The sequence below is a fragment of the Oribacterium sp. HCP28S3_H8 genome (assembly GCF_052064775.1).
GTDB lineage: Bacteria > Bacillota > Clostridia > Lachnospirales > Lachnospiraceae > Oribacterium.
This window is the reverse complement of record NZ_JBQHUZ010000002.1, coordinates 12,531-25,780: the sequence shown is the minus strand read 5'-3', so window position 1 is coordinate 25,780 and position 13,250 is coordinate 12,531. Positions and strand designations below refer to the sequence as shown.

Annotated in this window: 13 protein-coding genes and 1 tRNA gene; 11 read left to right on the top strand and 3 right to left on the bottom strand. The window is 46.6% G+C overall.

Features of this window, described 5'->3' with window-relative positions:
* Window positions 1–341 precede the first annotated feature (341 nt).
* From ACTNEN_RS02205 to ACTNEN_RS02195, 3 genes are all read right to left on the bottom strand, one after another.
* Entirely contained in the window at window positions 342–1,226 is an 885-nt protein-coding gene (locus ACTNEN_RS02205; protein ID WP_441204431.1) for a LysR family transcriptional regulator, read from the bottom strand.
* A gap of 5 nt (window positions 1,227–1,231) precedes the next feature.
* Complete coding sequence (locus ACTNEN_RS02200) at window positions 1,232–2,098, bottom strand: LysR family transcriptional regulator (protein ID WP_441204430.1); 867 nt, start codon at window positions 2,096–2,098, stop codon at window positions 1,232–1,234.
* Window positions 2,099–2,233: 135 nt separating this feature from the next.
* A complete protein-coding gene (locus tag ACTNEN_RS02195) occupies window positions 2,234–3,325 on the bottom strand; it encodes an MFS transporter (protein ID WP_441204429.1) in 1,092 nt (363 codons plus the stop codon).
* A 360-nt stretch (window positions 3,326–3,685) separates the two neighbouring features.
* Here ACTNEN_RS02195 and ACTNEN_RS02190 point away from each other — a divergent pair, with 360 nt between their 5' ends.
* From ACTNEN_RS02190 to ACTNEN_RS02140, 11 genes are all read left to right on the top strand, one after another.
* Window positions 3,686–4,129: an Hsp20/alpha crystallin family protein gene (locus ACTNEN_RS02190; RefSeq protein WP_441204825.1), complete on the top strand. Its 444-nt coding sequence runs from the start codon at window positions 3,686–3,688 to the stop codon at window positions 4,127–4,129.
* Window positions 4,130–4,323: 194 nt separating this feature from the next.
* Complete coding sequence (locus ACTNEN_RS02185; RefSeq protein ID WP_441204428.1) at window positions 4,324–4,803, top strand: Hsp20/alpha crystallin family protein; 480 nt, start codon at window positions 4,324–4,326, stop codon at window positions 4,801–4,803.
* Between the two features lie 629 nt (window positions 4,804–5,432).
* Window positions 5,433–5,506: transfer RNA gene (locus ACTNEN_RS02180), tRNA-Arg, on the top strand.
* A 448-nt stretch (window positions 5,507–5,954) separates the two neighbouring features.
* Complete coding sequence (locus ACTNEN_RS02175; RefSeq protein ID WP_441204427.1) at window positions 5,955–6,248, top strand: hypothetical protein; 294 nt, start codon at window positions 5,955–5,957, stop codon at window positions 6,246–6,248.
* 221 nt (window positions 6,249–6,469) lie between these two features.
* A complete protein-coding gene (locus tag ACTNEN_RS02170) occupies window positions 6,470–7,372 on the top strand; it encodes a DUF6017 domain-containing protein (protein WP_441204426.1) in 903 nt (300 codons plus the stop codon).
* A 33-nt stretch (window positions 7,373–7,405) separates the two neighbouring features.
* A complete protein-coding gene (locus tag ACTNEN_RS02165) occupies window positions 7,406–8,209 on the top strand; it encodes a ParA family protein (protein ID WP_441204824.1) in 804 nt (267 codons plus the stop codon).
* Window positions 8,169–9,089 (top strand): ParB/RepB/Spo0J family partition protein, encoded by a 921-nt coding sequence (locus ACTNEN_RS02160; protein WP_441204425.1) that lies wholly within the window; start codon window positions 8,169–8,171, stop codon window positions 9,087–9,089. Before ACTNEN_RS02165 ends, ACTNEN_RS02160 begins: the two co-directional genes overlap by 41 nt.
* 88 nt (window positions 9,090–9,177) lie before the next feature.
* On the top strand, window positions 9,178–9,825 hold the full coding sequence (locus ACTNEN_RS02155; RefSeq protein ID WP_441204424.1) for a hypothetical protein: 648 nt from the start codon (window positions 9,178–9,180) through the stop codon (window positions 9,823–9,825).
* Window positions 9,826–9,828: 3 nt separating this feature from the next.
* On the top strand, window positions 9,829–10,968 hold the full coding sequence (locus ACTNEN_RS02150) for a DUF5688 family protein (protein ID WP_441204423.1): 1,140 nt from the start codon (window positions 9,829–9,831) through the stop codon (window positions 10,966–10,968).
* Window positions 10,969–10,995: 27 nt separating this feature from the next.
* Window positions 10,996–11,481 (top strand): PcfB family protein, encoded by a 486-nt coding sequence (locus tag ACTNEN_RS02145; RefSeq protein ID WP_441204422.1) that lies wholly within the window; start codon window positions 10,996–10,998, stop codon window positions 11,479–11,481.
* Window positions 11,478–13,247, top strand: a complete 1,770-nt coding sequence (locus ACTNEN_RS02140; protein ID WP_441204421.1) for a VirD4-like conjugal transfer protein, CD1115 family — start codon at window positions 11,478–11,480, stop codon at window positions 13,245–13,247. The genes ACTNEN_RS02145 and ACTNEN_RS02140 overlap by 4 nt, the downstream gene beginning before the upstream one ends.
* The last annotated feature ends 3 nt before the right edge of the window (window positions 13,248–13,250 follow it).

The window sequence follows — 13,250 nt, the reverse complement described above, 5'->3', positions numbered from 1 at the left end:
AATTGTTCAATATTCAAAAAGCGATATGTTATGCATCATTCAAAAAAGCGAATAATCTGTACAATTATTTCATATCAAATCATATTTTTATATACTATATCTACAATGTCTATTCCGATAAAGCAAAAATTCGTTGCGGTTTAAGATCTGGAATTTCTTTTTTGATTTGAAGATCTTAAATTCATATAAATTCATATAATTTTAATGATTGATAAAAATAACAAAATCAGCCATAAAAAACAGCGTCATAGACCGTAGCAAGACTAGATCATATTAGAAATTCAAACAAAAACAGCTCTCAGGCATCTTTTGGCTGCTTGAGGGCTGTATCATATCTCAATTCAGATGTAGGCATCACGACCATTTGCTTCAAATTCTCTGGCAAAATCAGAAAAGAGATCGGCGAGTGGATTTAACGGTTTCTCACGCCAGGCTAAAATCAGACGCTGATCAATGTCATCCTCTGTTTCCAATGGAATCGAACATAATCCACAGATGCTTTTTCTTAACTGCTGCAGCGTATTATAGCTGAGTGCCAGGACCTCCGTTTCTGAAATAATATCTATTTTTCGGTTTATATTTTCACATAGAATTTGAATTCTTGGTTGAAATCCATGCAAGCGACAATATTCATATATCCAATCAACTTTTCTATCATTTGCACAAATAACAAATGGCTGATCTCGCAGATCATCCATCGTCAGTTTTTTCTTATTTGCCAGAACATGTCCGGAATGCATCAAAACAAAAATCGAAGTGCGTCGACCCAGGACAATGCCTGGAAGAGTATTTCCTTTTTCGGGGAGTAAAAAGACATCCAAATCTGTCTGCAAGGGCTGTTCCAGAAAAACGCTGTTGTTATAGACATCTACACGGATCTCTGGATAACGCTTTTGAAAAGCCGCAATCAGAATAAATAATGTATCTGTTTCAGCCACAGCACCAATTTTCAGAACTCCGCGAACAGTTGTGGATTCATGCAGCTTCATAATAATTTTCTGTGAAAAGTCACGATTTTTGCGGACCCATTTAAGAAAATATCTCCCACTGTCATTCAGCTTGATTCCCTTTGCCGTTCGATCAAATAACATATAGCCTAATTCTTTTTCAAGTTTATGAAGATTATTTGAAAGTGCAGATGGAGAAATATTCAGAATCTCAGCTGCAATCGTTATATTTTCATGTTCAGCAATCACTGAAAAATCATGCAGAAAATCGATGTCCATAAACACTATGCCTCTTCCTTAATAAATGTCAGCAGTTTTCTTCCTGCAGGTGAAAGTTTATCCTCAAACCACGATAAACCAACCCACTCCACACTTAAAGGTTCCATCACAGGAATTACAGCCCAGTCAGAACATCTTGGAGCAAACGATACTTCATTATCAAAAGAGAGTCCAACACCACAGCCACAACGGATTGCCAAATATTTATTAATGATGGAATCTGTAAATACGGATACTTTTGGATGAAAATTGAGTTGAATGCAAGCTTGATATACTCTTTCCGGAATAGAATCATCTTTATTTTTCAAAAACACAAACGATTCCTGCTTCAAATCTTCTAATCGCAGCCAGTGCCTCGAAGACAATGGGTTCTTTTTCTGGATAAGCGCATAAAGCGCCGCACAATGCTCAAGTGGATAAAATTGTTTTCTGGGATTATGCTCTTTTTCAAGCGAAATCGTAAAATCAGCTTTACGATAATTTTCCTGCTGAGAGGCTTTGCCACGCTGAAGGATCAAACGTATGGTTGGGTTTGCCATAGAGAATCTTCCCAGCAAAGAATATAGTTTGTCACTATTACGGCAAATTTGAATCACAATTTCTTCCTGTGGATAGTTTTCGAGGTATAATCCTTCCTGTACATGTGAAAATTCTTCCAGAAATTTCCGAGCTGCGCGATAAAAAAGCTCCCCCTGCGCATTCATAATCAGCCATTTTCCCCTACGTGAAAACAACGCATAGCCCAGTTCTTCTTCCAGACGTTTCAATATACTACTGACTGCAGGTTGTGTCATCTGTACATCTTCTGCCGCCCTCGTAATACTATTATAATCAGCGATTTTGATAAAAATCTGTAAATCACGAGTATTCATTAATCTTACGTTTCTCCATTACAACGCACGCAGCGACTGAACAGCACATCGCTGCAAGAACGATGAAAAGTACCGGTGAGAAGCTCTGAAAGCGATCAAACAGAACACCCACCATCAGAGAAGAACCCGCCATGATCACACTATGGATACACGTATGAATCCCAATGTAATGCTTGCTTTCCTGCTCTCCATAAGCTGTACACAACACCTCGAAAGACCAACCACAGATAATGCATATACTGAGCCGTAAACGAAAGATGCTGCAAATAGGATGATCACATGATTCTGAAGGAATATATAGCTAAGAACGGAGACCAAAACCACCGACAATGCTCCTATGGTTGCTTTCCATACACCTTTTTTATCGCAATAAATCCCATACAAAAATTTACTGCAAACATTGCCAAGCATAATCATGGTTGTCAACGATGCTCCTACCGTCAGAGAATATCCTATGCTCTGCGCATACATGCTAATATTTACAGCAAATGTCACGCCTAAACCGCCCCCTACCAGCACAATCGAAACAAGAATGATCGTGACAATCCTCTTGCTAACATTGACGGGTACTGATGTCTCTTTTTCTCTTTTCTGCATCTGTGCATCCGGCACCGGGTATCGAAACATAAGGAAGAGCCCCGGAATTGTCAGCATAAGTGTAATTATGCTCAAAAAATATATCGTTCCCTTCCATCCAATAACGCCAATCATTTTAGCACATAAAGGATTACAGACAGCTCCACCAATACCAGAAAACGACATTGCAATGCCTGTTGCCGTACCGGCATTCTGTGGAAACCATTGCGTCAGCAGCATCGGAATAGCCACACTACCTACACAGCCTGATAAACCACATAAAACCGCTGATACATACCACATGGGACCCGTTGTTCCCACTGTAAGCAGCATGAAACCGCTGATTGTAACAAGCTGATTCAATAGCAGAAAAACTGGTTTTTTGGATTTAAAATATAACGCTGTTACCGATGCAGCCGCCAGTGCCGTTATCACGCTTTTTATAGTATTATACAACGATACTTTCGACATAGTAAATCCAAGTTCGTGACGCATCTCGGCAAAAAGAACGCCGGAACAGTTCAGTAAAATACCAATCATAGCGCATTGATACAGACAAGCTCCGACTAATACCATCAGTTGTTTACTAGTAAATGCCTGGTTTTTAGATCCTCTGATCGCAACAGCATCTGATTTTTCTTTTGAAATCATATCCATGCCCTCTTTCGCCATCGTTCAACAACGAACTTTATGCTAAAAATGTAACATGGATCTATGCTCATCCAAATACGTTGTTTTTATGCTTCATAAGTAATCAATAACAAAATAGCGCAATTGTTTGCTTTCTCAGGGCGTATTCATTTAGGTGCGTGGTAGTTGACAGCAGGTAGTAGGCATGGCAGACGCTCGAAACGTCACACATTGTTCACAATTTATTTAGCACTCAACGCTTGACATTGCTAACAAAGTGACTATAATACGAGATGTAAAGAGAAAAAGAGATGAGGTACAAAGGAGCGGGAGCTCCGGAGAACCTGATTTCCAATAGATAGCAGGAGGTTATGAATTATGATGTATATGCCTAGTGTATTTGGTGAGAATCTTTTGGATGATTTCTTTAATGATGACTGGTTTGATTATCAGCCTGCATACAGATATAGACAGAATGCAGCAGGCCTCATGAAAACCGATATCAGGGAAAATGAAAAGGACTATGAAATGAATGTTGAGCTTCCGGGCTACAAGAAAGAGGACCTGAAGCTGGAGCTTAAGGATGGCTACCTTACCATTCAGGCTGCCCATAATGAAAACAAGGATGAGAAGGATAAGAATGGTAAGATGGTAAGACAGGAGCGTTACTCCGGATCCATGCAGAGAAGCTTCTATGTAGGCGACGATCTCAAGGAAGAAGACATTCACGCAAAGTTCGTTGATGGTGTGCTTACCATAGCGATCCCTAAGAAGGAAGCTAAGCAGCAGATTCCGGAAAAGAAGACCATCGCGATTGAGGGATAATGAGGCGTCGGAAGCATTCGCCTGAGCTTACTCGGCGAATGCTTCTGCCGCGGGTCATACATAAGTGCCTGGGTTCCGGGCGAGATGAACGGCCCGGGGCGATCCGCACGAGGGTAAGGTAGTTTACATAAATTTTAGTAACGACGGTTCAGAACCAACATCCTGAGCGAGCCATATATAAGGAGGTAAGTTTTATGTTTATGCCTAGTGTATTTGGTGAGAATGATATGATGGATGATGTTTTTGATGATTTTGACAGAGATGAGCGTGCACTTGCAAAAGCAGGAAATCGCTTCTTTGGTCAGAAAAATCCGTTGTTTGGCAGACATGCTAAAAATCTAATGAAGACGGATGTCAGAGAAACAGATAACAGCTATGAGCTTGCGGTAGATCTGCCTGGCATGAAGAAGGACGATGTAAAGCTGGAACTGAAGGATGGTTATCTTACAATTTCAGCTGAAAAGAGTCTGGATAAGGACGAGAAGAGCAAGGAAGGTAAAATGATCCGCCAGGAGCGCTATGCCGGTGCTATGCAGAGATCCTTCTATGTTGGCAGTGATGTCACAGAGGATGAGGTCAAGGCCGGATTTGAAAATGGTGTTCTGAAGATCTCGATTCCGAAGAAGGCAGAAGCTAGGAAAGAGGAAGAACATAAATATATTACGATCGAATGATGCATTTCCGGAATTGTTCCCTGAATGCCGCTAAGGACCGGTGGTCTGAAAAACTACCGGTCTGGGATCAGCGGATTTTGATTAGATAGAGATTTGATACATCATATAATCCTGAAGGAGACTGTCGTGAAAGCGGCAGTCTTTTTTAGTGCTGGAATCCGTCGCTGAATAAAATACCGTCTGAGTTCCTTCATATCGTTCCTGTCTGTCATCGCTTCTCATTGTATGTAATGGGGCAAGGTTTCTTGCGAAATCTCGGATTGTGTGATAAGATAAAGCACGTATATTTTGAATACTTCGTAAATGCACATGATGAAACATTCGCATTAAAGTATTGAACTCTCGATACTATGTCTCTGTAGCTCAGCTGGATAGAGCGTCCGCCTCCTAAGAAGAAGGCTTCCTACCGCCGGAGAGAATTTAGAAATTTTGACGGTAGTTCGAGTCGGATGCAGATTTACACCAACTGCTAACGAGTGGCGGAAGGAACGTTTTTACAAAGATGGTCATTCGGGAGCCGGAATTGATTAGCAAAAACGAGTTTTTCTAATCGAAAAAGGCTTCCGATTTACATACCGGATCTTGACCGGGGCGCAAAAAACCGCGTAAAATCAAGAAAAATTACATATGTCTCTGTAGCTCAGCTGGATAGAGCGTCCGCCTCCTAAGCGGAAGGTCGTGTGTTCGAATCACATCAGGGACGTTACCCGAAAAGGCGTGGAAGATTTCTTTGAAATTCTCCCATGCTTTTTTTATTTCATCTAATCATTTCGGGTTTCGATTAGAGGATTGCTAATAAAATAGGCCATTTTTCTAACGGGCAAAATCAGGCTGAAGCAGCCGTCCTGCTAAAAATGGCGTAAGGTTCCCTGATTACCGGTGTATGTATGTGTTTTTCTGTTGAAAACGCACAGATTCCGTCGGAAAGGATCGGAAAATAAAGATAGGCAGCTTATGTTCTGCAGGCGGATTTCTAATCGCGTTAGATGAGACCCACAGGAAAAATTAGATTTCTAATAACGAACGCCTGAATTAGATCAGGCGACAGAATATCGATATCTTACATAGCCCCGCAGTGTCAAAAATCACTGTGGGGCTTTTGTCGTCTCCGGGATAGCCCGGAACGGGACAAATACATGGAGGGTATTAAGGTGAGAAACAAAACAGGACGAAAGACAATCGTGATCGACGGCGTTCATTACTTCGCGGATAAGCCGGAAACCTGCCGCAAGTGCTTTTTCTGGAAGAACCGTAAGTCCGGGTGCATCCTGGGCACAGAGAACTGCTATTACCTTGCGGAGGTAATCAAGACGGAGCAGGAAAAGAAATGCGAAAACTGCTGTTATGCAAAGGGCAGGCCCTGTGTGAGTGCTGTCTGCTACAAGCAGCTGAACCGATGGATGAATGCCAGACGGATGGAGAAAGCAGGTGGAGACAATGCGTGATCAGGAGGAACGGCTTCGGTATTATGAGCATCTCTGCCGGAAGGCGGAGAAAAATACGTCTGCGGAACCTATGAGCTGCGCGAAATGCGCTTATCACAGGGAGGATTTCCGGTACCGCACCTGCGTCTTCACAAGGTGCCCATACGGTCGGAACGGGGATGTATTTCGAAAGCAGCCACTGAAGAGAGAAAAAGTTGCGAAAGGCGGGGTGAAATAAATGCATGTTTGACTATTTCTACGGCGCGCAGGCAGAACAATTCTCCTTCTACCGTGTACCCAAGGTCCTCTTTACGAGGGATCAGTTCAAAGATCTCTCGGCGGAGTCAAAAACACTCTATGGAATCATGCTTGATAAGCTGGATCTCTCCGTCAGAAACAACTGGACGGATGAACAGGGCCGTGTGTATATCATCTACACCATTGAGCAGATCATGCGGGATTTAAACTGCGGCAATAAAAAAGCCGGTCAGCTGCTTCAGGAGCTGGAGGAGAAAGGCGGACTCATCGAGCGGAAACGGCAGGGACTGGGCAGACCAAATCTCATCTTTGTCAAAAACTTCATCAGCAGTGTGGATAACTCCGCCAGCAGTGTGGATAACTCAGAGACAGGACATTTCAAGAAGTGTCAGAATGACACGTCAGGAAGTGTTCTTTCGACATCTCCGGAAGTGTCGAAACGACACGGAATCAATACTAATAATAACTATACTGATTTGAACAATACCTATCCTATCTTATCCGGATGCGATGAGGAAGGAATGCAGGAGCGAACGCAGTATGAGGAGTACTTCCGGAAATCGCTGAGTATTGATCTTCTGCTTCAGGAAAATCCCCATGAAGAGGAAACCATTCTCGGCATTCTGGATCTGATTGTGGATGTCTTGTGTAGCTGCCGTCAGACCATCCGCATCGCCGGCGACGACAAGCCGGCGGAAGTCGTAAAGAGCCGGTTCATGAAGCTGGATCACAGCCACATGGAATATATTCTCCACTGCCTGCATGAAAATACAACGAAGGTCCGCAACATGAAGCAGTATCTGCTTGCCACGCTTTATAATGCACCGGCGACAATCAGCCCATACTACCAGGCGTGGGTGAATAATGACTTTTACGGTCAAAACTGAAGGAGGTGAGAAACATTGTCAAAGGCTACAGTCATGGCGGTCACAAACCAGAAAGGCGGGACGGGCAAGACCACCACCTGCGAGAACCTGGGGATCGGACTTGCCATGGAAGGGAAGAAAGTGCTCCTTGTTGATACGGATCCGCAGGGTTCGCTTACGATTGCACTCGGACATCCAAGACCGGATGACCTGCCGGTCACGCTGACGGATCTCCTGCAGAAAGTGATCGAAGATCAGCCGATTGCGCCGCGGGAAGGAATCCTCGCCCATGAAGAAGGTGTGGATCTGGTTCCCGCGAGTATCACACTTTCCGGTCTGGAGGTCTCTCTGGTCAATGCCATGAGCAGGGAAACCGTGCTGAAACAGTATCTTGAGACGGTCAAAGGAAATTATGACTACATTCTGCTGGACTGCATGCCATCCCTCGGGATGCTGACGATCAACGCGCTTGCGGCTTCCGATCAGGTGCTGATCCCGGTACAGGCAAATTACCTGTCTGCCAAAGGCCTTGAGCAGCTTCTGCAGACCGTGAACAAGGTCAGGAGGCAGATCAATCCGAAGCTCCATGTGGAAGGAATCCTTCTTACGATGGTCGACGCCCGGACAAACTTTGCCAGGGAAATCAGCCAGCTCATCCGGGAAACCTACGGCGGGAAGCTGCATGTCTATGACACGGATATCCCGAGAAGCGTCCGCGCGGCGGAAATCTCCGCGGAGGGCTGCAGCATCTACCGGCACGATCCCGGCGGGAAGGTCGCGGAAGCTTATCAATCACTGACGAAGGAGGTGCTGGCCGATGCCAAAAAGAGGAAACATCAGCTTGAGCAGTTACGATGACATCTTCCGTACTGATGAGAGTCGGGCTGAGGAAGCGCTGGAAAAGGTGCAGCCGGTTGCAATTGACAAGCTGGTGCCGTTTAAGAATCACCCGTTCAAGGTCGTCGATGATGAGGCGATGCTACGAACCACCGAGAGTATTGCTCAGTACGGCGTGCTGACACCGCTGATTGCAAGACCTTTGGATGATGGAACCTTTGAGATCATCTCCGGCCATCGGCGGGCGCACGCGGCACTGGCCGCAGGTCTTACCGAAGTCCCGGTGCTTGTCCGTCAGATGGATGATGATGCTGCCACGGTGCTGATGGTGGACTCCAATCTGCAGAGGGAAAATATCCTGCCAAGCGAGCGGGCATTTGCTTTTAAGATGAAATTGGAGGCTCTGAATCACCAAGGGTCGCGTTCAGATCTAACTTCAGTGCAAGTTGCACCGAAGTTGTCAACGGAGATCATAGGAGAATCTGCAGGAATGAGTAAGGACAATGTGAAGCGCTACATCCGCCTTACCAGTCTGATTCCCTCGATCCTCGATATGGTGGACCAGAAGCAGATCTCCTTCAATCCTGCAGTTGAGCTCTCCTATCTTAAGCCGGAGGAACAGGAGATCTTTCTGGAGGCAATGGATGAGGCACAGGCGGCACCGTCGCTTTCTCAGGCGCAGAGGTTAAAGAAGCTGAGCCAGGATGGGAATTTCAGTCTGGACACGGCGAGGGAAATCATGAATGAGGTGAAGAAGGGAGACCTGGAGAGAGTAACTTTTCGGAATGAGCAGCTGCGCAAATATTTTCCAAGGTCGTATACGACGCAGCAGATGCAGGATACCATCATCAGGCTGCTGGACCAGTGGCAGAAAAAGAAGTCCCGGGGCCAGGAGCATTAACACAAAATCAAGTAGCGTTTACTGAAGCACTGTCAGAGATCCTGATGGTGCTTTTTTTATCAATCGAAGAAAGGGAGAACGATAAAGCATGACAAAAGACGATGTGATGAAGCAGATGCAGGGATTTCTCAGACGCAGAAGCATGGCGGAGGAAAAGAATCCGGCGGTATCCGGAACGGCATCACCGGAATCGGAAATCGAAAATACGATGCTGGAGGTTGCCGATGTCCTGGATGAGCTTGCCGAAAACTTCACCGATGCTTCAGACATGATTCTGGACCTCACGGAGGATCTTCGGAAAGAGCTGGAGGAGCTGCGTAATGCCGGGAAATCGATGAATGCGGAACAGCACGAGGAAGATGATGGAAACCACGACTGCGGCATTGAAAGCCTCGTTCTTTATGCGGTGCCCGGAAAACGTCCGGAGCTGATGTCTGCCGAGGATGCACTGGATCAGTACGGCATGAATGAAATGAATTTTACCTGTTTTGAGATTCGGGAAGGCCTTCTGCTCCACTATATGACGCCTGCATTTGAAAATCAGGAGGAAATTACGGTGGTGGATCCCGTGTTTATCGCGAGAGTCGACGTTAAGCATAACAGGCTGCACGAAATTACGACACAGGATTATGCCGCGGCCATGGATTATCTGGCGGGGCATATGACGCTCATTGTGGATGCGAATGGCAGAGCCATTCACGGTTACGTGTTCCCAAAATCAGATATGGAGGATTAAGCAATGGCTGACGAGGTAATGAAAAAACTGGACCTGGCGGATTACTCAAAGATGAAGGAGCTGCTTACCCTGCAGCTTCTCTCAGCGGATGGGAACGGATACAAGCTGGAGGATGTTCCTTACCGCAAGGTGGAGGATATGACTCTGGTATACCGCTTTGATCTGGGAGATACGGAAAACGGCCGGGCAAGCATACTCGTGACCAATGACATGCTTCGCCGCTATGGCATCGACGCGGAGCAGCTGCATCAGGATGCCATGGCCGCAACGGTAAATAACCGGCCGGCGTCCCTCCGGAATATGGAAGATGTCCTTACCGGCGTGGAAATGGATAGCTCGTCTCTCTGGGTTGCGTCCGTGGATGGAGGGATGAACGGAGCATGTGTCATTCAGTATCCGGGATTTCTGGATCAGGCCGCAAAGACGCTCGGCGGCGACTTCTTCGTATTGCCCTCTTCCATTCATGAGGTTCTGCTCTATCAGGATGACGGAACCATCGGCAGGAAGGATCTTGAAGATATGGTTCGATCCATTAATCAGACCGAGGTGGCACCGGCTGACCGGCTTTCGGATTTTGTCTATCACTATGACAGCAGAGAGCGAGTCTTTGAAAATGCCAGAAGCTTTGAGGCCAGAGAAGAATCCAGAGAACAGGCCGCGGGTAACCATATGGAAAATCCATCTGCCATGACGGCGCTTCTTGTGGAACCGGAAAAACATCCGCAGGTGGTGGAAATCGGCTCGGATCTCAAAAGCCTGCAGAATGCCGTCGGCGGGATGATCGAGGCAGTATATCCGTTTGAGGAGAATGTGGGGCTGATCGTCAATGAGGAAGGAAAGCTGAGCGGACTTCCGCTGAATCGTGCGCTGAAGGATGAGAATGGCGAAGTTCTCGATGTGATGGCAGGAACGTTTCTGGTGACCGGCCTTAGCGAAGAGGGATTCTGCTCACTCACAAAGGAACAGACAGAAAAGTTTGAGAAGGAGTTCCATCAGCCGGAGGCATTTGTCCGGATGGGCAACAGTATTATGGCGATTCCGATTCCGGAGGAAAGGCTTAAGGGAGCAGAGGATGCGAAAGGGCCCGGCAGGGATGCAGCTGCGCGGCCAAAGCATCGGAAGCCGGAAATAGACGGGCATTGAAATGACAGGAAAAGGAGGTGGTGATCCTTGCAGGAGGAAGTGGAAAACAGGACGGTGAACCTTGCCATCAGCACCGGTAAGATCAGCGCACGGCTGATCATGAAGGCGGCATTAAAAGGCATGGCTATGATGAAGCACAAGTTAACCGTCGGAAAGAATCAGAAACCCGTTGGAAAGCAGACCATAAAAGAGCTGATCGGTCAGAACCAGGGCGTCAGCAACATCGATATCGCAAAAACAGATCTCCATGGATTTGAAAAATACGCCAGGAAGTACGGAGTAGATTACGCCATTACAAAAGACAGATCCGTCATGCCGCCGAAGTATCTTGTCTTTTTCAAGGCCAGGGATGCAGATGCGATGACAGCGGCATTTAACGCCTATTCAGCGGAGATCCTTACGAAATCCGGACGTCCGAGCGTTCTGAAGGCACTGCACAAGATGGCTGAAGTCGTAAAGGGTATTCCTGCAAAGGTGGTATCCAGGGAAAAACAGAGGCAGCAATCGCGATGAAGATAGATACAGCGAAATTAAAAAAGCTTCTGATCCGGATCCTCCCCTATCTCATGGTTGGTCTGGTCTGTACCAACTTTGGAGAAGCCTGGCGTCTTGCTGAAGGAGTCGATGCATCAGAAAAGATGCTGTCATTCTTTTCCATGATCGGGACAGCATTTGAAAATCCGTCCCCCAGCCTGCACCCGCTGGATCTATTCGTTGGAGCTTTGGCCGGTGCAGCCATGTGGCTTGCGGTTTATCTCCGCGGAAAGAACGCAAAGCATTACAGACACAATCAGGAATATGGCTCAGCAAGATGGGGAGGACCGAAGGACATTGACCCATTCATGGATCCGGTTTTCGAGAACAACATTATTCTCACGAGGACGGAGCGGCTCATGATGAGCAACCGCCCGAAAAATCCAGCCAATGCGAGAAACAAAAATGTGCTGATTGTCGGAGGATCCGGTTCAGGTAAGACAAGGTTCTGGATCAAGCCCAATCTTCTGCAGCTTCACAGTTCCTATGTCCTCACGGATCCGAAAGGAACGACGCTGCTGGAGGTGGGCCACGTTTTTGAGCGCGCGAATTACCGGATCAAGATATTTAACACCATCAATTTCAAGAAGAGCATGCATTATAACCCGTTCGCCTATATTCACAGCGAGAAGGACATTCTGAAGCTGACAACGACATTGATGACGAATACCAAGGGCGAGGGAAAGGGAGCGGATCCGTTCTGGGACAAAGCGGAAACACTGCTCTACTGTGCGCTCATTGGTTATATCCATTACGAGGCACCGAAGGAGGAACAGAATTTTGCCACACTAATTGAATTCATCAATGCAATGGAGGTCCGCGAGGATGACGAGGATTTCCAGAATCCTGTGGATCTGATGTTTGAGGATTTAAAGAAGCGCAAGCCGGACCACTTTGCGGTGCGGCAGTTCGCGAAATTTAAATTAGCTGCCGGCAAAACAATGAAATCGATCCTTATTTCAGCCGGCGCAAGGCTGGCACCCTTTGATATTCAGGAAGTCCGGGAAATCACCATGTACGATGAGCTGGAGCTGGATACGCTGGGAGACAGAAAAACAGCACTCTTTCTCATGATGAGTGATACAGACAGCAGCTTCAATTTCCTGATCAGCATGATCTACACGCAGCTGTTCAATCTGCTCTGTGAGAAGGCTGATGATGTTTACGGCGGGCGGCTTCCGGTACACGTCCGGTGTCTGATTGACGAGGCGGCAAATATCGGGCAGATCCCGAATCTGGAAAAGCTGGTGGCAACCATCCGGAGCCGTGAGATCAGCGCCTGTCTGGTGCTGCAGGCAAGATCGCAGCTGAAGGCAATTTACAAGGACAATGCCGATACGATCATCGGCAACATGGATTCCCAGGTATTCCTGGGCGGCTCGGAACCTACCACGCTGAAGGAACTTTCGGAGGCGCTCGGCAAGGAAACGATTGATACCTTCAATACCTCGGATACGCGGGGCAACAGCCCAAGCTACGGAACAAACTATCAGAAACTGGGCAAAGAGCTGATGAGCAGAGATGAGCTTGCCGTACTGGACGGCAGCAAATGTGTCCTGCAGCTGCGCGGTGTCCGTCCATTTCTGTCAGACAAATACGATCTGACAAAGCATCCCAATTACAAATACACAGCTGATTTCGATAAGAAACTCACCTTCGACATTGAGAAGTTTCTGGATACCAGAGCAAAACTTCACCCGAAGGATGAGTTTTTTGTTGTCTCTGCGGAAGATCAGGAGGTTTAAAAA